Origin of the sequence: Paraglaciecola sp. L1A13, from assembly GCF_009796745.1 — a bacterium.
Classification (GTDB): Bacteria; Pseudomonadota; Gammaproteobacteria; order Enterobacterales; family Alteromonadaceae; genus Paraglaciecola.
The window spans coordinates 4,658,169-4,678,035 of sequence record NZ_CP047024.1; the positions used below are offsets into that span (position 1 = coordinate 4,658,169).

Genomic DNA, 19,867 nt, shown 5'->3' on the forward strand with positions numbered 1-19,867 from the left:
ATATTCCTCATCTTTAAAAGTAATGTGACGATGCTTATTTTGCTTGTCACAGTTAAGTCGAAGAAATTATTGCGAGAGTTGTGCCAAGTGATATTTTTTCGTAATCAATTGATTAGGTTGAATTTTAAATAAAATAACAGCACACAGAAAACTTAAGTTAAGTGAAAAAAACAACAGATTCGTAAAAATAACCACCTAGGTGGTTAAATTAACTAACTCTCGTATCTTGATATGCTTTGGCCGTCGCTCGTGCTTCATTAACAGCAGCTAGGGCGTTGATAAGTAACTCCGGCCCAACTTGCAAACCATTTTTACTTTGTCCTGTTCCATGTTGACTCAAATACCGACGCCAAATGCGCCCTCCAGGCTGCCCCTGAAATAAACCTAACATATGTCTGGCGATATTCCATGCTCTAGCGCCACTGGCCATTTGGGCTTCAACGTAAGGCAACATGGCGTGTACTATTTCTTCACGAGTAAGTACTGCACTATCATTTTGATAAAAACGTCTGTCTACATCGGCAAGAATATAAGGATTACTATATACCTCGCGGCCAATCATTACGCCGTCGAGCTTTTCTAAATGCAATGCAGCATCGTCTAATGTTTTCACGCCACCATTGATACTTATATTCAACTGGGGGAATTCTTCTTTAAGGGCATATACTCGGTCATACATCAATGGAGGGATGTCACGATTCTCTTTCGGGCTTAGACCTTTTAGCCATGCTTTTCGAGCGTGCACAGTAAAAATATTACATCCACTATCAGCTACAACGTGGATAAAATTAGTTAGATCCTGATACTCATCCATATCATCGATTCCGATACGTGATTTAACTGTCACCGGTATATCTACTTCCTTTTGCATCGCCTCAATACACTTAGCCACAGTACTTGGCTCTGCCATTAAGCATGCGCCAAATCGTCCGTTTTGAACTCGATCTGATGGGCACCCTACGTTGATGTTTACCTCATCATAGCCCCGCTCTTGCGCAAGTGCAGCACAACGCGCCATATCTGTCGGGTCAGAACCACCTAATTGCAACGCAACTGGATGTTCCGCATCGTTGTATGCTAAGTAATCGCCTTTACCAAAAATAATAGCGCCGGTGGTCACCATTTCGGTATACAGCAATGCATGCTTAGATATTTGACGCAAAAAATAACGACAATGCTTATCGGTCCAATCAAGCATTGGAGCGACAGAGATGGTGCGGTTGATTGAAGAGGATGAATTATTCACTGCAAACCTTTGATATTTAGAATTTTTAATAAACGCCAGACACTAGTAGTTATCCCCGAGACCCTCACTACATGCCTGTGAGGATAAACTAGCGGCGTATTATAGCATTAGTAAGCAACTCTATACATGTTATGCATATCATCCACAAAAAAGGCCGCTATACAGCGGCCTAAGTTTTTACTAATTCACACTACTACCACGCGAATTTTTTAAATGGCGCATCAACAGGTGTTTTCGCTATATGATTTGTATAGTTACTCATTACCTTTTGTGACAAACCTAAAATAATTTCGAGTAGTTGTCTTTGTCCGTAACCCGCGGCAAAAAACGTATCTATAACGTCATCTGATATCACACCACGACCACGTACCATCGCCAATGTAGTGTCGTGAAGTACTTGTAATTTATCAGTAGGCATAGCAGTTTTATTACGTAGCGCTTCTGTTAACTCAGATGAAACCTTCATTGAGTTTGCGATAGCGGTATGAGCAGGAACACAGTAAGTGCAATTGTGCTCCACATTTATGGTCTGCCATACGACGGTAAGCTCTTCTGCATCGAAAGAAGAATCCATGAATAACTTATGCAAGACTTGGTAACCCTCAAGCAAACCAGGCGCTTCTGCCATTACTGCATGCAAATTAGGTATCATGCCATTGGTTTTTAGAGATTGCTCAAGAATAGGTTTACTTTTTTCTGGTGCACTTTCTACTGTATGAAGGGTGAAATCTGCCATTGTTAATTCTCCAGTTTATAAAATTAATAAGATGACTACTGCCTAGCCAGTGGTATTAAGATACACATGAATGAACGATCGTTCAATTATTATTTGAGCAAGCGTTCAATTTGCATTTCCTCTTACTCTACTTATTCCTTTAAGTAGTTGATTTGTAAGAATTAATAATAAATAACTAGCCATTACAAATATATTAAGATTGAGACTTTTAAATTTAAGATATCATCAATATACGCTTATTAAGCTTTACCTAGGTTTTATCTGTTAGGAGCAATTATGCAGCAACATCCATCTTGGCAATCTGCTATAGAACGTGCATTAGAAGCACATTTATCCTCAGCGACAAGTCGTTATTTACAATTGGCTACCGTAGACCATCATGGCCACCCCCACTGCCGTACTATAGTATTTAGAGGGTTCAATGAAAGTAAAAACCAAATATACCTGCACACAGACAATCGCAGTGAAAAGGTGTCTCATCTAACCCAAGAAAGTCAGGTCGAGGCATGCTGGTACTTCGAAAAAACCCGAGAGCAATTTCGTTTTAGCGGCCATATGGATTGTATCGGGCATCAGCCTAGCATAGAGAGTCAGCATACTGATAATATGAATGAACATTCTAATTATTATACTCAAAAGCTGCGACATGCCCATTGGCGAAATCTAAGCGACGCATTGCGTGAAAGTTATGCTGACGATTATGATGCGGCCAATCCTAGCGAACACTTCGTACTATTGAGATTGCATATCACTCAAGTAGATTATTTACGCCTAATGCCTGCTCCTCATTTGCGCGTATTATACCGTCAAGACGCGCAATCTCATTGGCATGAAGAATCCATCCGGCCCTAGCTTGTATAATTTGTTTTAGCTTCACTTTTATATGCGATACATACGTATTGGAAAATAACAATTAATGACAGTTGGTCAAAATAAGTACACAGTACAGTGGTAAGATCGATTTTTAAGCGTAGCCGAAGTGTTTCAGGATTACCCAAGCAAAATTTATTTTGTCTACCTTTAGCGAGGCAAGTGTATGTTGGTATTAAGATTGAACAAATCTGGCCTACCTCAGGCATGGATAACCTTAGAAGAAGCGGCCAAATACTATGCTCAAGACAGAGTGCTGTTCGAATTAGGTGATAGTAAACGTGTATTACGTGGAGGCTGGAATAATCAAGGCTTACGAAGCCGCCTAGCCTTATCATCTATTATCGGTTGCGAAGGTAAAGTCACCAGACCTTCCGGCAAGGTTCCACTAAACAATCGTTACCTATTTCGCCGAGATAATTATCTGTGCATGTATTGTGGGCAAAAATTCCGTATTACAGAACTCACTCGGGACCACATTATACCCCGTTCAAAAGGAGGGCGTGATATTTGGACCAACAGTGCATCAGCTTGCACTCGCTGCAATTGCTTTAAAGCCGATCGCACGCCAGAGGAAGCTGGGTTAACGTTAATCGCCGTGCCCTTTACGCCTAATATTTATGAAAGATTCTATTTAATGAATCGGCGAATACGCGTCGATCAGATGGCATTTTTGGGCAGTCACTTTTCTAAAAACCGAGAATGGGAAACATCATATAACCTCAATACTGTCGGTATTTAGGTCAACTTAGGGCGAAATTGGTTAAAAACAGTGATACTTCGCTATTAGGTTTATTCAACTTTAGTTTACACTACGCAATTGTTCGTATTTGATTGGTATTGGGGTGAATGTAGTGGCGCGGTTGTTTGGCAATGTTATGGGTGTGCTCTCGGTTATTTTGTATTTCATTAATACAGTTTTTTGGGTGATCCCCATCGTATTACTGTCGTTTTTGAAACTTATCCCTATAAAAATTTGGCGCACAGCATTGTCTTATCCATTGGATGGATGTGCAACGTCATGGATAACGGTTAATAACATTAATCAAAATATATTTAGCCGCACAAAAATCGAAGTCACCGGCACCGAATCACTCACCCTGCAAGACTGGTATTTGGTCATCGCTAATCATCAATCTTGGGTGGATATTCTTATTCTGCAACGGGTGTTTAATCACAAAATTCCTTTTCTTAAATTCTTTTTAAAGCAAGAACTTATATGGGTGCCGTTTTTAGGAATTGCTTGGTGGGCCTTGGAATTCCCTTTTATGCGTCGTTACACTAAGTCGTTTTTGGCGAAAAACCCACACCTAAAAGGTAAAGACTTGGAAACCACTCAAAAAGCCTGTGAAAAGTTTCAAACTAAACCAGTAAGCATTATGAATTTCGTTGAAGGCACACGCTTCACGCCTGAAAAATATCAGCGTCAATCCCCCTCATTTCAACATTTATTAAAACCCAAAGCTGGCGGCATGGCATTTGTGTTAAGTGCTATGGGTACTCAATTACATAAATTGCTTGATGTGACAATTTACTATCCGCAAGGAATACCTACCTTTTGGGATTTTGTTTGCGGGAAAGTTAAATCAATCAAAGTCCATGTATCTGTAACGCCAATCAGTGAGTTATTGCAAAGTGACGCGTTCGCAAAAGATTACTTCGATAACCCAGCACAGCGCGTGATATTTCAGCGCTGGCTAAATAGTGTTTGGGCGGAAAAAGACCGTAGAATTGAGCAAATGTCGGCAGAGCAGTAGGCCGATGCTTTCGATATTACGCAGTGTGCTTATTTTCCCGGTCCATCTTTGTCTGCAAATCATTAACTTATCGTTTTGGGCAGTGTTAATTATTTTCTTTGGACTAATCAAGCTCATACTGCCTTTTGCATTAGTTTCTAGACCTGTTAATCACCTTCTCGACTACATGTTATGCGCTTTCGGAGTGCTGAGCGTACACCTTATTCGTCTGTTTAATCGGATTGAAATAGATGTAGAAATTGAAGGCACTCTGAGCAAAACAGAATGGTATCTGATGATGCCAAACCACTTAAGTTGGTTAGATATTATTTTGCTGGTGGACTTTGCAGCAGATAAGATCCCCGCCCCAAAATTCTTCCTTAAAAAAGAATTAATTTGGTTACCTTTTGTGGGTTTAGGCGCATGGGCGCTGGATATGCCATTTATGCAAAGATACAGCCGAGAATTCGTTGAAAAATATCCTCACTTGAAAGGTAAAGATATTCAAACTACCAAGCTATCCTGTGAAAAATTTAGAGAATGTCCCACCACAGTCATTAATTTTGTCGAGGGCAGTCGATTTACCACGCAAAAACACCAACATCGCAGCAGCCCTTTTACCCATTTGTTACCCCCAAAAGCTGGCGGAATAGCCTTTACCCTCGCTGCAATGGGTGAGTTATTCACAGGTATTTTAGATGTCACGCTGATGTACCCTAACAACCCGAATCGGCCCATGTTAGATATGTTAGCAGGCAGACTAAGTAAGGTTATATTGCGCGCAAGCGTGATGCCAATTGAGCAGGGGATTATTGGTGATTATTTTAGTGATAATGACTTCAGAGATAATTTTCAATCTTGGCTGAATGCACGCTGGGCGCATAAAGATAACCAAATCAAGCAATTACACGGAGACAAATAAGTGGAACAAAGTGCACAACTAAGTGACTATATCATCCAAGGCTATGAATTGATTGGCCTAACAGTAAGCAATGATGGGGGGTTATTTGCCATAACGGCGGTGGTGCTACTGTTGTGTTTAGCATGGCTTAGTTTTCTATTAGCACGGATGGCATTAACCGGCAGACTTACTCGGGTCATTTTTCATAGTAAAAACACCATAGACGACGAACTGCACGAACATGGTGTATTCAGACGGATCGCTCATATTGTGCCAGCTATGGTGATTTATCTATGCAGCAGTATGCTTGTTGAAGACCCTATTCTTTTTTCAATGCTCCAAAAAATTGCGGTCATTTACATGTTAATCGCCGCGGTAGCCGCCAGTAGTGCCTTACTTAATACCGTTGAAGATGTTTATAACGCCTCAGAATTAGCTAAACGCGCGCCAGTCACTGGGTTTATTCAAGTGGGTAAGTTATTTATCGTGATCGTTGCTGGCTTACTGATCATATCCAACTTATTAGATAAATCGCCACTATTACTGCTATCTGGATTAGGTGCAGTCACAGCCATATTACTGTTGCTTTTTAAAGATACAATTTTGGGTTTTGTAGCAGGCATTCAAATTGCCGCTAACCGTATGGTGAACACTGGTGATTGGGTTGAATTACCTAAGTACGGAGCCGACGGTACTGTTTTACAAGTCGGGCTTACTACGGTTAAAGTTCAAAACTGGGACAAAACTATCTCTACCGTACCGACTTATAGCCTGATCACTGATTCGATGAAAAACTGGCGGGGCATGTCAGAGTCAGCGGGACGGCGCATTAAGCGCTCGTTATATATTGATGTGAACAGCATTAAATTTTGCGATCAAGATATGCTTAATGACTTCTGTAACATACGCTTTATCAACGAGTACATAGAGAATAAACGTGCCGAATTAGACGCTTATCACAAAGAGCAAAAAATTGATATTCAAGACCTTCTAAACAGTCGCCGTTTAACCAATATAGGGACACTTCGCGCATACTTAGTATCCTATTTACATCACCACCCAAGCATAAATCAAGATATGACCTTGATGGTGCGTCAACTCCCTCCCACTGAACTGGGCCTACCACTAGAGATATATTGTTTTAGCGCCAATAAAGATTGGATCGCTTATGAAGGTATTCAGGCGGATATTTTTGATCATGCACTAGCGATGTTGCCAGTATTTGGATTGCGAGCCTATCAACGCATCAGTGATAGGCCTCACTAGGTAACTAACAATTGTCTGTAGGCATTTAGCTTACAGACAAGGCATACCAAAATAACATAAACAATACCACGCCAGATACACCGAAGAAGCCATATTCAACACGTGATTTCATAGCCGATTCTTGAGCTGCTGGTTGAGCGATAAATCCCATGATGATACTGCTTACGCCTAAAACAAACGCTACTAAACCAAACCCAAACAATATTGCATCAGTCCAATTACTCATCTTTGTTCCTCAAAATAGTATAACGATTCTAAAAGCCCACACAAATTATGCCGGAATTATATATTAATTTTGACAAGAAAACATAGACTGGCGAAATTGCCTAACTATTAGTAGGTTTAATAGCAACACAGTATAAAAATCGTCTTTCACGTTACACGCCTGACAATCAACCATCTGTTTTTAAAGAATATTATTAGTTTGGTTCAGTACTTGCTTGGTAACTTTCATCTCACAGCTAAGTGAACTAATTAAATTAACGTCAAAGGAAAAATGGCCATGCGTAATTTTATTTTTTGTACCGCTCTTATGTTAAGCACCACTGCAACAGCTGCAGAACAACAATGCGACGTAGAATTCAACGGCGCTTTGCAACTCGAAAATCAAGTACTAACCCTTACTACAGAGCAAGAAAATAAAATCGTTATTAACCAAAGTAAGCAGCTGTATGTTAATGATCAGAAAACCAGTTTGTCTGCCAAGCAACAGGCACACTTAAATGAATTTTACGACAGTATTAATGCGGCTGTACCAGCAGCTGCGGGTATAGCCTCGGACGCAATTGAACTAGCCACATATGCATTAGATGAAACCTTCACCCAATTACTAGGTGAAGACAGCGCAGTGGTGGCTGACATCACTGAGCAATTACAAGAACTTAAACGAGAGCTAGACCGCAGTTTTTACGGTGACGATGGTAAAATACGTTTAAATTCAGCCCAATTCGGTGAAGATGAATTTTTAAGTAAAGCGTTCGAAGATAAATTCGAAAAAGCCATAGAAACTATCGTGACGCACTCAATTGGTCAAATAATGGTTACAATTGGTAGCGAGCTGATGTTCAACGGTGGCGATTTTGACGAGTTCGAGCAGCGTATGGAAACCTTTGCCGAGGACATGGAACATAAATTCGATCACCAAAGCGAAGCCCTTGAAGCACGTGCTGAAGTATTATGTGCTAGCTTGGCAAATATCGATCGCTTAGAAGAAAAACTGCAAAATGACGTCCCTCAGCTTGCAGATATGGACGTACTTCAGGTAAAACACTACTCAATGTAATTTTACAAAGTTTACTATGAACGTATCTATTTTTGGCGGTGGCTGGCTAGGTCAGCCCCTCGCGACAACGCTTAGCGTTAAAATGAGCAAGACTCCCAACTCAACAAAAAATCAAAATGGTTATCACGTGCGTGTTACTGCGCGCAGCGAACAAACCATCATTACCCTTAAAGAGGATGGCCTAAATGCTTACCCTTTCTCTCTAGGTGAAAGTCTTTTTACTCACAAGGACGCTGCGGAATTACTCAACAATGATGTTGTCATTATTAATATTCCGCCTGGACGCAAACATCTCGCCGACAACCCTCAAGCTAGCCAACAGTTTGTCGCCGATATGTGTATGTTGATCACTCAAGTCAGTATAAATCAATCTGCCAAGCTTATATTCATAAGTACTAGTGCTGTTTACTCCGATGCGCTAGAGGATGTCACCGAGCAAAGTGAAGTAGCACCTACAACCGAGTCGGGCCGTGCCCATCAAGCAATAGAAGCGTTTATTCTTCAACACCTTAAACAGTCAGCCTGTATATTGCGTTTGGCTGGTTTGGTAGGGCCTGCTCGTCACCCGGGTAAATTTCTGGCGGGAAGGCAACACTTAAGTGGAGCAAGTCAGGTCGTTAACCTTATCCACCAGCAAGATGTCATCAGCGCAATTGAAAAAATAATAGGTGGGCATGTATGGGGAGAAACACTGCATTTAGCCGCTCAAGCACATCCTTCGCGTCAAGAATATTACACGTGGGCTGCGAATAAGCTTGGCTTACCAGCGCCTCATTTTGTAAGTGAGACTAAGCCTAAACTCGGTAAACGAATTGATGCCAGTTATTCCTTACAGAGACTATCGCTGACCCTCGAATACCCTAGCCCCTACGACATGCTATAACACCCATATAGACGGATGTTATAGCGCTAACAAGACATGTAATGCCCTTGCCTTTTGTGTCTAGCCAATCAATGCATTACCAAAATATTTGAGGGCTACGGTATTAATAAATACTAACAGTAAAATAACGGGAATAAAGGTACCTAAAGAGAAATTGACATACCTTTCGAACCAGCTTTTAGCAAATTTTGGCGCACCTATATCCAGTTCGGCATTTAAGTTACTTTTCTTCCACCGGTAGATAACGAATAAACAAACTAACAAGCCATTAAACGGCAATATAGTGTCGTAAAACACGTCAATAATCACGTCAAAAACAGATTTAGTTTGGCCCGCATAACTCACAAACTCGGTGAAGAAGGATGAAATACCAAACGACGTAGCCGCCATAATGGACAGTACGACCAGTAAAGCACCAAGCAGCCCCAAAGACTTCTTACGGCTATAGCCTTTTTCATCCATCATAGCCGAAACCGGTACTTCGAAAATGGACACCAAAGACGTAATCGCAGCAAAAAATACTAACAAGAAGAACAAACTTGCCACCACGCTTGCGCCTGCGTAGCCAATCGTTGTTTGCAGTGCTAAGAATATTTTTGGCAGGAAAGTGAAAATCATACCTACAGAGGAGTCGCTTAAACTTTCCGTGTTGGTATTTGGGTTAAACGAAAACACCGCGGGTAATATGAGTAGACCTGCAATAAACGCAACGCCCGTATCCATTAAGGCAACCAGTTTCGCCGAACCGGGCACATCACTGTGTTTGTCTAAATAGGAACCGTATGTGAGCATGATCCCCATGCCCAATGATAAGGAGAAAAATGCCTGGGACAACGCAGCGCTAACAACTGCCGCATCAATCTTATTAAAGTCTGGGATAAGGTAGTATTTGACGCCTTCGAAAGCGTTATCTAGTGTCAATACGAAAATAACTAAACCTATTAACATAACAAAAAGTGCAGGCATCATCAGCTTTGCAGCTTTCTCTATACCTTGTTTAACCCCGCCTTGCAGAATCAGATACACGATAATCAGAACGCCTATCATGTAATAAAAAAGTTCATAACCGTTAATAAATACACCAAAGGTGTTTGGATCGGCTAATAAATCAAGATTTCCCAGCACACTTTGTACTAAATAACCAAAAATCCATACCGTCAGTACCAAGTAAAATATGGCAATCATAAAAGGGGTAATAATGGCAAGCCAACCGGCTATTTTCCAATGCCACTGACCACCAGAAAGCACATTGTAAGCGCCGAGGGGATCTTTACGGCTAGCACGGCCGATCGACATTTCGGCTAGCATCACAGGTAAACAGATAAATGCAACGAAAATGGCATACATTAGCAGGAAAGCGCCGCCACCATTTTTTGTTGCCGCAACCGGAAACCCAACCATATTTCCGATCCCAACAGCTGAGCCTGCTGCCGCGAGAATAAAACCTAAACGAGACCCAAACTGTTCGCGAGGTGCACCCATAGTGTCATCCTTTATTGTTGTTATATTTTTATTGTAATGAGCGGATGTTAACAGCAGATAATTAAAAAGTCTTTGCTCAGGTGCATTCATAAAGATGGTAAAAAGCCTAAAATATTTACAATGTGTAAACGTGCTTAGTTACCAAGGGATCGCTTTGCCGTCCCAATCAATAAAATATGGCCCTTGCTCTGGGGTAAGCCCATTCAAATAGCTTAGCAAGCGGGATACACTGTATTCACGGGTAAACAGTTTCTGTGCTTTTACATTCGCTTGAAAGGGTTTTGATAAGGCCGTATCAACCGTGCCAGGGTGATAACAGATCAAACTGACATTTTTGGCACGCCGTTGGTATTCTACCTGCGCGGTTTTTACCAACATATTTAGCGCTGCTTTACTCGCTCTATAACCATACCAGCCGCCTAAGCGATTATCTTGGATACTGCCTACCCGCGCACTAAAAAAACTAATGTCAGCTGACTGATTGCCTTTAACCAAAGGCAGTAAATATCGTAACCACATAGCAGGCTGAATCGTATTGATTGAAAAATAAGCGCTAAGCTTATCCGCCGACATTTCCTCTAAGCGTTTTTCTGGCTGTAAGTTAATTCCGTCGCCACTGGATCCATGCAAAACACCACTACAACAGATAACACGGGTAAATTGCCCCGTTCCTTGCTGCTCTTGACAAAATTGGGCAACCGCCGACTCTTCAGTATAATCAAGTTCAATTAGCTGAGCGCCTTTCACGAAGTGCGATATATCGGCGCCAGCTTGTTGCTGCAATTTTCTGCTCACACCATATACCATATTATAACGAGTTGAATCGATAAGCTGCCGAAACACTTCTTGACCAATGCCACCTGACGCGCCAATGACTAGTGCATTACCTTTTTGCTCCATTACTGGGCACTCCCGTTATTAACTTTGCTTGATGCTGACCGGCTTGTATCGGTACCAACAAGCTTTGGAATTTTACAGGACTGGCAGCGCTTCTTTCCAGTCAATAAATATGAAATGGCATATCTATTTCGAGCAAAAATGCTGTAAAATCCATCCGCAAACCAACGGATGATTGGCCAGCGAAGCCAAGCATACAACCAGCCTTTTCCGACGATCTTCCATGCTAAATAAGTTGCATCTAGGCCAGTCACCATAGTTCCATCTAGCTTTTGCACATGAATACGGGCATCTAAGTCGTGCCAGTTAAGATCAGGAAAATGTTCTACAAAGTCTGGCTGTTGAATATCTACAAACGTAATTTTGTGCGCCGTATCGTATTTTTTCAGCTTATTCATTTCGGCTAAACATAAAGGACAATAGCCATCGTAAAATATCCTAATTTGCATGCATTTCTCCTAACGAACGTCACAATATGTGTACTAAGATAAGTACGCTTCAAGGTGTAAAATAGATTAATCTCTTTTACACCTTGAACCAAGGCACGAGCGTGACCACATTAAGGGTTTACGAATCTAACGAGGTAAGTCATGGCAAATATTCAACAGGCCACTCTAGGCGGCGGCTGTTTCTGGTGCTTAGAATCTGCATTTAACACAGTTGATGGCGTAGAACTGGCCGTTAGTGCTTATGCCGGTGGGCAAACTCAAGACCCAACCTATGAGGCTGTATGTAGCGGACAGACTGGGCATGCAGAAGTAGTACGAGTTAATTTTGACACTAACAAACTAAGCTACCGTGAAGTGTTAGAAATCTTCTTTGCCTTGCACAATCCTACCCAATTGAATCGACAAGGTAATGATGTCGGCACACAATATCGTAGTGCTATTTTCTATCATGACGATGATCAAAAAGTGGCAGCTGAAAAGATTCTGCAAGAGATCACCGACGAGCAGATTTGGCCAGATCCTGTTGTAACTGAAGTGATCGCGCTAAACAATTACCATCAAGCGGAAGATTATCATCAGGATTACTTTAGCAATAATCCGCAAAATCAATATTGTAATATGGTGGTCGCACCTAAACTGGCTAAATTCAAAAAGACCTTCGCCAGTCGCTTAAAATCTGTTTAGTGCTGCAAACGGCTAGCCTAACGGAACCAAGTTTCCTGTATAGGCAAACTGAAGAGCAAAGGCGCCATCTTTTCGAATTTGGCGCGGTTTTGCTCACACTGAATATTTTTTAAATATACGGCTTTCCATGGGTCGTTAACCATCCATATTGTATCGTCCATAACAGTCAGGCCCTCAATAGACGCATTGTCCATTGGCTCCCAACGAGAGCAGGTTTTGTTTGGGGTATAAATTTGAGCAAAAAAGTTCAAATCGACCACTAACGCATCTTGCTGGCCAGCTAAATCTATAACCCAAAGTTGTTCATCATTGCGCGCAGCAGCAAACAAATAGCGATGCCCATCACGTTGATAAACTTCCAGTGCATTAATGGGATGATTGCCGTGCTTAAATGATGGCAGCTTGACCTGTGTGTCACGCATGGGGATAAAATCCTCTTGCTGCCAAAACTCTGCCGATATATTAGTGGTAAAGACACGGGCCCCACCAGCAGCATCTTTTTCTAAGCCTAAGTACAACTGACCATCTTCACTTAGGGCTAAGCCCTCAATACCATCATTAGGAAAATTAGCGAGGTTAAGCCCATCAGCAAACATCAAAGGTCGCACATGAGTCATCAGTACAGAGCGGTCTTTTTGCACAGCAAGTCGAACTAATAGGAAGGGATAATCGACGGAACCAGAATGCCCATACTTTGCGGCGCACTCTGGGCTAAGGCCCCTATGGTCGCTCGCATCTTCGGTGATCGTAAGAAATATACCGGGTTCATTGGGCACTGCCACTAGCGCTTCTAAATCTGGGTTTTCTTGAATGTAGCTGGCAAAGCAACTGGCTTTCAAAGCATCACTTAATTCAAATGCCATTATATCTGGGGATACCAAGGCGGTTTCTGATGAAATCACATGCAATTGCAATCGCTGAGATGGGTCGGCGCTTCTGTCACTCAAAGAAATCAGTTTGCCGTTCCAAACCGTTAACCCTGAAGTTTGCGGATCAAGCATAACCGCACCGTTTTCTTCCGTAAGCCACCGTCCTTTTACGGTTGCCACATTTCCAGCGGGTGCCTCGAGTTGATTATCGAGAGCTACAGCACTATCGCGAAGGGGCTGCACACTATGACACCCACATAATGCTGCAACACATGCCCACAGCACTACGAATTTACTTTTCATGATATTTCCCATTCAACTGTCTAGCGGTGATTTATATGCAGTTGTGCAAGCGTGGTCAAGTCAACTAAGAAAAATACTCAGAGACGGATCCTCAGTCAGTCTCTGAATATGCGCTTAAGCACTATAGCGGTCTTAACAATTTGCGCGTTCGCCTTTAGGCTACGTGCGGCTTCATAACAAAGCCATAGTGGTAATCTCGCCAAGGCAAGGTGTATTGAAATAAAGGTGCTGTGCCCCAGGAGTCTGTTCCCGCGATCCCCCGTTGTTTATAATCAATATTAATAAATAGCTTGTTTTGCTTGCTCAGTTCATGAGGGTGCAATCCACGTTTTTCGAATTGGTCATAATCATGAACATCATAGCGCTGTGCACCAAAGCCAAGTTGCGGTAAACCATTAAAGGTCAATCCTAAGCCCTTTTCATTTTTAAAGGTGACACTTCGCACATCACTGCGGTAGCCATTTTCCTGAGGACGCACATAAGGAAAATAAAGGTCATCTACTCCCATGCTGTATCGACTCACCAGTGCCGATTGTTTACGATCCCAATAATTTTCATGAGGGCCACGACCGAACCATTCGACTTGCTCAAATTCTTTAGGCAATTGCAGCAAACTACCGATACGTGGCAGCGCACTATGAATTTTATGGGGCGCAGCGTAAAACCAAATATCAAAGGTAATGCTGCCGTCTTCGCTGACCGTATATTTACTCAAATAACGGCTTTGCACATCAGTAAGATAATGCTCTGTGCTGATTTCAATACTGTCGTCAGTTTGATGCCAGTTAAACGCTGTTAACTCAGTATGTTGACCAGCATATTGCCAGTCTTTGGCCTTCTCAGGAAAGCCTTCTCCAAAATCGTTATCCGTTGGGGCCCGCCAAAATTCGGGGCGAATATCCGACAATAGCATCCGTTGACCTTGCAATTGATAATCGCTAATCAGCCCAGACGTCATATCAAAGCTGATTGAGAACAAATCCGTTGCAATAATCAGCGCCGAATCACTTTCACTAATCTGCAAGGCGCTCGTCTTATGACGAGTCCCCTTTGGCTTATCATTGGTCTGCGTTGCATCAGTTGGCACAGAGACTTGGCTGCGCGCCACAACAAAACCTGCCGGTACCATGTCATTCCCCTGTTTATTGGAAAACTCAAAAATAACAAAATACTCAGCGTCATCGGTCAGGTAAGCGTCTATGGTAAATTCAACAAGTTCAGTCGTTTGAGGGCCTACATGCAAATTTTCAATACTGCCTTTTTGTATGACATTGCCATTTCCTTCAATACGCCAGAGCAAGGTTACATCAGACAAGTCAGTAAAATACCGCTTATTTTTTACACGTATAGTTTGGCTCACCCTATCTAGGGATTCCACGCTCATGTGTTGATAAACAGCGTGCACCTCATAAGCGTGTGGATTCGGCGTTCTGTCAGCAGCCATCATGCCATTGGCACTAAAATTACCGTCGTGATACATACCCGGTTCTTCTAAGTCCCCGCCATACCCCCAATAAGGTGTACCATCTTCGGAGGTGACAGCAAAAGTTTGATCAACCCAATCCCAAATAAATCCGCCTTGTAATAGCGGATATTGCTCAATGACCCGCCAGTAGTCGGCAAGGTTACCCATAGAGTTACCCATGGCGTGTTCATATTCGCAAAGAATCAATGGCCGTGTTTCACCTAATTGCGCGTAATGTTCGAGTACCGGAATAGAGGCATACATTTGGCTATACATATCCGTATGCCGACGCAGTTGTGCTTGCTCAGACATAACAGGCATGCTGGTTTTGGTTTTAAGCCAGTCATACAACGCTTCCATGTTGGGGCCATCACCGGTTTCATTACCAATCGACCAAATCACCACACTCGGATGGTTTTTATCTCGTTCGTACATATTCGATACACGGTCCTGATAAGCCTCTTTCCACTCCGGCATATTGCCCATATGACCACTTGGATCGTAAGGAACGGGCTGATTCGCCGCCCCCACTCCATGAGACTCAATATTCGCTTCATCGACTAGATACATACCGTACTCATCAGCCAATGCATACCAATACGGGTCATTGGGGTAATGCGATGTGCGCACAGCATTAATGTTGAACTGCTTAAGCAGTTGCATATCACGGCGCATTGACTCGCGACTTATCACATGGCCTGTAATGGGATCGTGGTCATGACGGTTGACGCCTTTAAACAAAACAGCTTGTCCATTGATCAACACATTGCCGTTTTTGAGTTCACTGGTGCGAAATCCAACACGCACATAAATATGCTGCACAGCCTGATTATTTTCATCAAGTAGTGTCAGCTTTAACTGATATAGATTCGGCTCTTCAGCACTCCACTTGGCCACATTGTTAATCTTTTTGGTAAAACTCACATCGACTTGTTCCCTATCAAGAGCTTCGATGGATACATTTTCGCTCATGATTGGGTGTTGATCAGGCCCTAGTAATTGGGCCTGCAATTGATAAGCTGTTTGTTCGTCGCTATGACCGACTAAGTAAGATTGAACATTGACCTGCAATTCAAGCTGTCCATCGGTATAAGTCTCATCTAAGTTGCTAAGAACATGAAAGTCACGTACGCGCACGTTTGGCGCACTATATAAATACACATCGCGCTCAATCCCACTTAAACGCCACATGTCTTGCAGCTCTAAGTAAGTGCCATCAGACCAACGATACACCTGCAAGGCAATCACATTTTCGCCCGCTTTTACGTAGTCGGTAATATCAAATTCTGCCGGCGTTTTTGAATCTTGGGAATACCCAACCTTATGACCGTTTATCCACAAGTAAAAAGCGGATTTGACGGCGCCAAGATAGGCGAATATTCGCTGTTTTCCCCATCCTTCGGGTAATAAAAACGTACGTCGATAAGAACCGACCGGGTTATTATCTTCAGGCACTTGCCCTGCAATGGGATGTTCAGCAAAATCTATCCGCGTATTGATATAATTTGCCGCTCCATAACCTAGTAATTGCCAATTACCCGGAACATCTATTTTGTCCCACTGGCCGCTATTAAAATCAGGCTTAAAAAAATCAACGGGCCGGGAAGCCGGTGAGTTGACCCAATTGAAATCCCATTTACCATTAAGCAGCAAATAATCTTTAGACATGAACGGTGTATCTACATATCCTCCAGGGTCCTTTGAGAAACTATAAAACGAAGCGCGAGCAGGCTCTTTATTAATGGCAAAAACTTGGGGGTCTTGCCAATCAGGCAAAGTAGTAGAATTAGCGGATGTCATATCAAACGGATCCTATAAACAGATAAATGAGTAGCACCGGTTGCGAATCTTTATTCACGTAAAAGTGGGCTAGAAGGCCAGCAGCGATGACACGATGCCGTTACATAGGTTATTATAATATTATTTATACTACATATTAATTAAATAATTTACGATTTGTTAACTAAAATAGTTGTAGGTAATTAGTTGTCGCCTACTGTAAAAGAGTGGAACATTGACCATACATTAACGATTTAATCTCATGGGTAAACACAATGAAAATATCTGCCACTCGTTTTACCGCCTGCGCGCGCAACGCCTTCTTCATACTTGTTGCGCTAAGTATATTTAGCTCTCAAAGCCATGCTCAACAGGCCACGGCCAACTTAGATCGCATTGCCAGCTTTATGCAGGCTTACAATGCCCATGACATCAATGCCATGTTGCTCAATATGACTGAAGACGTTAAATGGCTTAACGTAGCAAACAATCAGTTAGTTGCAGAAACCGCCAACAAAAATCAGCTTAACGAGGCCATGCAAGCCCATTTCAAAGCAAAACCGAACGCCCGTTCGCAAATAAAAGACAGTATTGCTTTAGGCGATACCATTGCGATTGTTGAGGAAGCATTTTCCCAAAAAAATGGCATCACATCGTCCCAGTGTGCGATGTCAATTTATCAACTGCGCAAAGGTTTAATTAGCAGCATTACCTATTACGCTACAGCTAAGTGTTGATGCTAGCATTCTTGATTGCGATAAAATTGCACTCCCAAAGTCTATCAGACCTAGACCAATGCCCAGCAAACAAGGACAATAGCACTCTGTTTTATCGCTTCTAAAAGGTATCCATGTCAGATACGTCCTTTAAAATTGGCTTATTCTACGGTTCAACTACCTGCTACACCGAAATGGCCGCAGAGAAAATCCAAACTGCGTTCAATCGCTTGTTCGATGAGCATGTGGTCGATATTTTTAATATTAAAGATGTACCACTTAGCCAAGCTGAGCAATTTGATGTGCTCATATTTGGTATTTCAACCTGGGACTTTGGTGAATTACAAGAAGATTGGGAATCATGTTGGCAAGATATCAGTCAGCTCAACCTTAAAGACAAAACCGTTGCACTGTTTGGTTTAGGTGATCAACTCGGTTATGCACAGTGGTTCCAAGATGCCTTAGGTATGCTTCATGACGAGTTAGCAATTCTCGAGTGTAAAATAGTCGGCTATTGGCCCAACGAAGGTTACGAATTCGAAGAATCCAAAGGACTAACAAAAGATGGCTCCCACTTTGTCGGTTTATCTCTGGATGATGAAAATCAATATGATAAAACAGAGCAACGTATCGAGAGTTGGACCGAACAACTGCTATTAGAATTGGACAGTGACGGTCAGTGACACTGGTAGCGGGGCAATCCCGTCTGCATCGACCCTATTACCGTAACGGCACTGAACATCGTGCGGGCGCAAACGTGAGCTTTCACGATATCGTTAAAATTTTTGGTTTTCGCACTATCAATATCGGTAAATGGGTTACCGCTGAAGAACAACAAATAGCCGCTAATCTTTTTTTTGATGCTTTTTGCGATCTGATGGATATCCTGCAAGTTCCAGAGTCTGTCATTTCCTTAAACGGCACGTTATCATTAGCCTTTGGTACAGGAGGACGCAAGCACAGTTGCGCCCATTATGAATCCCAAACCAAGCGTTTAGCCTTAGCTAAAAACGCAGGAGGCGGCGCGTTAGCCCATGAATGGTTTCATGCATTTGATCATTATGTATGTGACAAACTATTTGTTGCTAGTCAGGCGCAAAATTTCGCGTCCGAGCTATGGCTTGATGACCACGAGATGCACACCCATCCTTTGAATAAAAAATTAAGCCGCTGTTTCGAAAATATATTTCTAAGCAGCAATAAGAAAGAAGCCAATCAATACGTGCTAACCAGCGCCGCAGTTGATAAAGAAATGAAGTTGTTTTACTTTGCACGCCCCCAAGAACTCGCAGCTCGGGCATTTGAAGCGATGGTACAAGATCACTCCATACGCAACGCTTTTTTGGTTCAAGGCACAAAAAAAAGTCCAGAAGCCAAACTCGGTATTTATCCAACAGACCAACATCGCTTTAGGGTACAACACGACTTTCTTGATTACTTTGCTCATTTAGGCCAAGCAATTGAGCATAAAAGCCCTAAAGCTAGATAATCGAAAACAAATTTACTGCGCAAAAAATGTACTGAGTTTGCAAAAATGATCGTTCTACGATACAAATAGCCTGCGAATCAGAAAACGATCTGCGATATCCTCAGCTTGATCTGGGTGACACTCGTGGTTGTTTTAGGTCGTGGGAATAAGTCAATAAAGAGAATAAGCGATTTGTTTTGCTCGTAAATTAGCATTGTTCACATCTTTGATTCGCCAGCTGGCAAATCTGGATTGGTTATTTTTAATACCATACATGTGAACAACAATACGTTTTCGTTAATACAATTGCATAAATATATGTAATTAGTGGATGCTCTCAATTAAAAGTGCCTTTATACTAGGCGAATTCATTATCAACAATTTGGCGACAAGAACAGATGAAAAGAAAGAAGCACGGCGCTGCTGATGACGAAGCAGCAATAGATATGACCCCCATGTTGGACATCGTGTTCATCATGTTGATTTTCTTCATTGTTACCACCTCTTTCGTAAAAGAAAAAGGTCTAGATGTTATGCGTCCAAAAGACACAAACTCACCGCCGCCGAAAACGAATGTTAAATCTTTAGCAATCCGCGTTGAGCAAGATGGCACTATCATGATGAATAGTCGTGAAGTGGATATCCGCCGCATCGTGGCTAACATTCAAAGCTTCTTGGCTGAAAACAACACCGATTCCGCAGCTGTTCAGGCTCATCCGAAAGCGAAGCACGGTATTGTGGTTGAAGTTATTAACCAAGCAAAAGAAGCAGGTATCGCGAACGTTTCAGTTCTAGTTGGTAAGTAACGTTAATCGTTACAGAAATCGATACTAAA

General features: G+C 42.2%; 20 protein-coding genes. 12 read left to right on the top strand and 8 right to left on the bottom strand.

Going from position 1 to position 19,867, the window contains the following annotated elements; genetic code table 11:
- Positions 1 to 208 precede the first annotated feature (208 nt).
- A complete protein-coding gene (dusA, locus tag GQR89_RS19815; RefSeq protein ID WP_158771816.1) occupies positions 209 to 1,246 on the bottom strand; it encodes a tRNA dihydrouridine(20/20a) synthase DusA in 1,038 nt (345 codons plus the stop codon).
- Between the two features lie 193 nt (positions 1,247 to 1,439).
- Positions 1,440 to 1,982: a carboxymuconolactone decarboxylase family protein gene (locus GQR89_RS19820; protein WP_158771817.1), complete on the bottom strand. Its 543-nt coding sequence runs from the start codon at positions 1,980 to 1,982 to the stop codon at positions 1,440 to 1,442.
- Between the two features lie 276 nt (positions 1,983 to 2,258).
- Between GQR89_RS19820 and GQR89_RS19825 the strand changes: the two genes are divergently transcribed.
- The 5 genes from GQR89_RS19825 (at position 2,259) to GQR89_RS19845 (ending at position 6,755) form a co-directional block, all read left to right on the top strand.
- Complete coding sequence (locus tag GQR89_RS19825) at positions 2,259 to 2,834, top strand: pyridoxamine 5'-phosphate oxidase family protein (protein ID WP_158771818.1); 576 nt, start codon at positions 2,259 to 2,261, stop codon at positions 2,832 to 2,834.
- A gap of 184 nt (positions 2,835 to 3,018) precedes the next feature.
- Positions 3,019 to 3,594, top strand: coding sequence for an HNH endonuclease (locus GQR89_RS19830; protein ID WP_158771819.1), 576 nt, complete (start codon positions 3,019 to 3,021; stop codon positions 3,592 to 3,594).
- Positions 3,595 to 3,706: 112 nt separating this feature from the next.
- The gene (locus tag GQR89_RS19835; protein ID WP_158771820.1) at positions 3,707 to 4,609 is read left to right on the top strand and encodes an acyltransferase; all 903 of its coding nucleotides are present in this window, start codon (positions 3,707 to 3,709) and stop codon (positions 4,607 to 4,609) included.
- 4 nt (positions 4,610 to 4,613) lie between these two features.
- Complete coding sequence (locus GQR89_RS19840; protein WP_158771821.1) at positions 4,614 to 5,510, top strand: acyltransferase; 897 nt, start codon at positions 4,614 to 4,616, stop codon at positions 5,508 to 5,510.
- On the top strand, positions 5,511 to 6,755 hold the full coding sequence (locus GQR89_RS19845) for a mechanosensitive ion channel family protein (protein WP_158771822.1): 1,245 nt from the start codon (positions 5,511 to 5,513) through the stop codon (positions 6,753 to 6,755).
- A 25-nt stretch (positions 6,756 to 6,780) separates the two neighbouring features.
- Here the strand turns inward: GQR89_RS19845 and GQR89_RS19850 are convergent, their stop codons facing one another.
- Complete coding sequence (locus tag GQR89_RS19850; protein WP_158771823.1) at positions 6,781 to 6,981, bottom strand: hypothetical protein; 201 nt, start codon at positions 6,979 to 6,981, stop codon at positions 6,781 to 6,783.
- A 276-nt stretch (positions 6,982 to 7,257) separates the two neighbouring features.
- Here GQR89_RS19850 and GQR89_RS19855 point away from each other — a divergent pair, with 276 nt between their 5' ends.
- Positions 7,258 to 8,037, top strand: coding sequence for a DUF2884 family protein (locus tag GQR89_RS19855; protein ID WP_158771824.1), 780 nt, complete (start codon positions 7,258 to 7,260; stop codon positions 8,035 to 8,037).
- Positions 8,038 to 8,053: 16 nt separating this feature from the next.
- On the top strand, positions 8,054 to 8,920 hold the full coding sequence (locus GQR89_RS19860) for an NAD-dependent epimerase/dehydratase family protein (protein ID WP_158771825.1): 867 nt from the start codon (positions 8,054 to 8,056) through the stop codon (positions 8,918 to 8,920).
- Between the two features lie 60 nt (positions 8,921 to 8,980).
- On the opposite strand, the gene GQR89_RS19865 is transcribed toward GQR89_RS19860, so the two are convergent.
- The 3 genes from GQR89_RS19865 to GQR89_RS19875 all read right to left on the bottom strand — a co-directional run bounded on the left by GQR89_RS19865 (position 8,981) and on the right by GQR89_RS19875 (position 11,748).
- Complete coding sequence (locus tag GQR89_RS19865; RefSeq protein ID WP_158771826.1) at positions 8,981 to 10,402, bottom strand: sodium-dependent transporter; 1,422 nt, start codon at positions 10,400 to 10,402, stop codon at positions 8,981 to 8,983.
- Between the two features lie 138 nt (positions 10,403 to 10,540).
- Positions 10,541 to 11,302, bottom strand: coding sequence for an SDR family NAD(P)-dependent oxidoreductase (locus GQR89_RS19870; protein WP_158771827.1), 762 nt, complete (start codon positions 11,300 to 11,302; stop codon positions 10,541 to 10,543).
- Positions 11,302 to 11,748 carry a thiol-disulfide oxidoreductase DCC family protein gene (locus GQR89_RS19875; RefSeq protein WP_158771828.1) on the bottom strand — a complete coding sequence of 149 codons (447 nt, stop codon included), beginning with the start codon at positions 11,746 to 11,748 and terminating at the stop codon, positions 11,302 to 11,304. The genes GQR89_RS19870 and GQR89_RS19875 overlap by 1 nt, the downstream gene beginning before the upstream one ends.
- Positions 11,749 to 11,889: 141 nt before the next feature.
- Between GQR89_RS19875 and msrA the strand changes: the two genes are divergently transcribed.
- Positions 11,890 to 12,432, top strand: coding sequence for a peptide-methionine (S)-S-oxide reductase MsrA (gene msrA / locus GQR89_RS19880; RefSeq protein ID WP_158771829.1), 543 nt, complete (start codon positions 11,890 to 11,892; stop codon positions 12,430 to 12,432).
- A 17-nt stretch (positions 12,433 to 12,449) separates the two neighbouring features.
- On the opposite strand, the gene GQR89_RS19885 is transcribed toward msrA, so the two are convergent.
- Complete coding sequence (locus GQR89_RS19885; RefSeq protein ID WP_158771830.1) at positions 12,450 to 13,604, bottom strand: hypothetical protein; 1,155 nt, start codon at positions 13,602 to 13,604, stop codon at positions 12,450 to 12,452.
- A gap of 154 nt (positions 13,605 to 13,758) precedes the next feature.
- Positions 13,759 to 16,869, bottom strand: coding sequence for a glycoside hydrolase family 2 TIM barrel-domain containing protein (locus GQR89_RS19890; protein ID WP_158771831.1), 3,111 nt, complete (start codon positions 16,867 to 16,869; stop codon positions 13,759 to 13,761).
- Between the two features lie 254 nt (positions 16,870 to 17,123).
- Between GQR89_RS19890 and GQR89_RS19895 the strand changes: the two genes are divergently transcribed.
- The 4 genes from GQR89_RS19895 to GQR89_RS19910 all read left to right on the top strand — a co-directional run bounded on the left by GQR89_RS19895 (position 17,124) and on the right by GQR89_RS19910 (position 19,838).
- Positions 17,124 to 17,585, top strand: coding sequence for a nuclear transport factor 2 family protein (locus GQR89_RS19895; protein WP_158771832.1), 462 nt, complete (start codon positions 17,124 to 17,126; stop codon positions 17,583 to 17,585).
- A 113-nt stretch (positions 17,586 to 17,698) separates the two neighbouring features.
- Positions 17,699 to 18,247, top strand: a complete 549-nt coding sequence (gene fldB / locus GQR89_RS19900; protein ID WP_158771833.1) for a flavodoxin FldB — start codon at positions 17,699 to 17,701, stop codon at positions 18,245 to 18,247.
- Positions 18,244 to 19,053, top strand: coding sequence for a CLCA_X family protein (locus GQR89_RS19905; RefSeq protein WP_158771834.1), 810 nt, complete (start codon positions 18,244 to 18,246; stop codon positions 19,051 to 19,053). The genes fldB and GQR89_RS19905 overlap by 4 nt, the downstream gene beginning before the upstream one ends.
- Positions 19,054 to 19,430: 377 nt before the next feature.
- On the top strand, positions 19,431 to 19,838 hold the full coding sequence (locus GQR89_RS19910; RefSeq protein WP_158771835.1) for a biopolymer transporter ExbD: 408 nt from the start codon (positions 19,431 to 19,433) through the stop codon (positions 19,836 to 19,838).
- Positions 19,839 to 19,867 lie beyond the last annotated feature (29 nt).

What these genes read in the sequence shown, in the direction of transcription:
- GQR89_RS19825 (WP_158771818.1), top strand. Translation starts at nt 2,259, where the DNA reads ATGCAGCAACATCCATCTTGGCAATCTGCTATAGAACGTGCATTAGAA.
- GQR89_RS19875 (WP_158771828.1), bottom strand. Translation starts at nt 11,748, where the DNA reads ATGCAAATTAGGATATTTTACGATGGCTATTGTCCTTTATGTTTAGCC.
- GQR89_RS19870 (WP_158771827.1), bottom strand. Translation starts at nt 11,302, where the DNA reads ATGGAGCAAAAAGGTAATGCACTAGTCATTGGCGCGTCAGGTGGCATT.
- GQR89_RS19830 (WP_158771819.1), top strand. Translation starts at nt 3,019, where the DNA reads ATGTTGGTATTAAGATTGAACAAATCTGGCCTACCTCAGGCATGGATA.
- fldB (WP_158771833.1), top strand. Translation starts at nt 17,699, where the DNA reads ATGTCAGATACGTCCTTTAAAATTGGCTTATTCTACGGTTCAACTACC.
- GQR89_RS19860 (WP_158771825.1), top strand. Translation starts at nt 8,054, where the DNA reads ATGAACGTATCTATTTTTGGCGGTGGCTGGCTAGGTCAGCCCCTCGCG.
- GQR89_RS19865 (WP_158771826.1), bottom strand. Translation starts at nt 10,402, where the DNA reads ATGGGTGCACCTCGCGAACAGTTTGGGTCTCGTTTAGGTTTTATTCTC.
- GQR89_RS19820 (WP_158771817.1), bottom strand. Translation starts at nt 1,982, where the DNA reads ATGGCAGATTTCACCCTTCATACAGTAGAAAGTGCACCAGAAAAAAGT.
- GQR89_RS19840 (WP_158771821.1), top strand. Translation starts at nt 4,614, where the DNA reads ATGCTTTCGATATTACGCAGTGTGCTTATTTTCCCGGTCCATCTTTGT.
- GQR89_RS19895 (WP_158771832.1), top strand. Translation starts at nt 17,124, where the DNA reads ATGAAAATATCTGCCACTCGTTTTACCGCCTGCGCGCGCAACGCCTTC.
- GQR89_RS19885 (WP_158771830.1), bottom strand. Translation starts at nt 13,604, where the DNA reads ATGAAAAGTAAATTCGTAGTGCTGTGGGCATGTGTTGCAGCATTATGT.
- GQR89_RS19910 (WP_158771835.1), top strand. Translation starts at nt 19,431, where the DNA reads ATGAAAAGAAAGAAGCACGGCGCTGCTGATGACGAAGCAGCAATAGAT.
- GQR89_RS19855 (WP_158771824.1), top strand. Translation starts at nt 7,258, where the DNA reads ATGCGTAATTTTATTTTTTGTACCGCTCTTATGTTAAGCACCACTGCA.
- msrA (WP_158771829.1), top strand. Translation starts at nt 11,890, where the DNA reads ATGGCAAATATTCAACAGGCCACTCTAGGCGGCGGCTGTTTCTGGTGC.
- GQR89_RS19850 (WP_158771823.1), bottom strand. Translation starts at nt 6,981, where the DNA reads ATGAGTAATTGGACTGATGCAATATTGTTTGGGTTTGGTTTAGTAGCG.
- GQR89_RS19890 (WP_158771831.1), bottom strand. Translation starts at nt 16,869, where the DNA reads ATGACATCCGCTAATTCTACTACTTTGCCTGATTGGCAAGACCCCCAA.